This is a genomic window from Xenorhabdus innexi, from assembly GCF_002632485.1.
GTDB classification, from domain to species: domain Bacteria; phylum Pseudomonadota; class Gammaproteobacteria; order Enterobacterales; family Enterobacteriaceae; genus Xenorhabdus; species Xenorhabdus innexi.
The window spans coordinates 1-836 of sequence record NZ_NIBU01000208.1; the positions used below are offsets into that span (position 1 = coordinate 1).

1 protein-coding gene and 1 pseudogene are annotated in these 836 nt (G+C 45.6%); one reads left to right on the top strand and one right to left on the bottom strand.

Annotated features, from left to right (window positions below):
• A pseudogene (locus tag Xinn_RS23050) lies at positions 1 to 294 on the bottom strand (transposase); the annotation flags it as partial.
• Positions 295 to 424: 130 nt separating this feature from the next.
• Here Xinn_RS23050 and Xinn_RS21120 point away from each other — a divergent pair.
• Entirely contained in the window at positions 425 to 640 is a 216-nt protein-coding gene (locus Xinn_RS21120; RefSeq protein ID WP_086956873.1) for a hypothetical protein, read from the top strand.
• Positions 641 to 836: the final 196 nt, after the last annotated feature.

The window sequence follows — 836 nt, forward strand, 5'->3', positions numbered from 1 at the left end:
TGGCACAGGAAAGCCACGGGATAATGCACTCTGAATTGTTCGATTAGCGAGAACTGTTCAGGTAATCTGACATCAAGAGTGCTGAAGCCTTTTTTAAAAAATCATTTTCCATTTCAAGGCGTTGGAGTTTCTTTTTCAGTTTGCGGATTCAATTTGCTCCGGCGTGATGGGCGAGGCTTTCGGGGATTGACCCTGTCGCTCCTGCTTTAACGGGTGAACCCATCGTCCCATAGCGGACTGGCTGATATTCATGGCTCTGGCGGCCTCGGCAATACTGTAGTTTTGATCCAGCACTCATTGGGCTGACTCTAATTTAAACTCGGGGCTGAAACTTTTTTTCATCATATCACCTGTTGAATTATCGAAGTGAGAATATCACCTCTATTACGGTGACCAAAATTAGTGTGCCACTTCACGGAAAACGATGGCGGCGATCCCCTGGCCGAAGTTAGGGAAAAAACGCACCCTGAAAACGCCCAAAATTGCGTCGCTGTCGATGCCTGTCCAGATGTATGCGTTTTTACAGGAGGTGGGTGGTGGTTGTGCCAGTAAGGGCATTCAGGAAATGTGTCTGGAGAAGATGGGGGATAATGCCCCGATGGATGAGATGTTTTACGGTTGGCACAACAGCTCAGTGTAGGCAGCAGGTACTACCAAGCCGTGGGATAATGATATCCACACGGCTTTTTCTTAAAGAGGATCAGCAGAAAAGGTTAATTTATAGCCTAAATTCAATAAGAGGCTATTCAGAATCTTTTTCACCCTGAACAGTTTTTCATGTAACCTACTGGAATGAGAAAAGTTTATGCCAGTGATATCAGTCGAGAAGTCTTTCA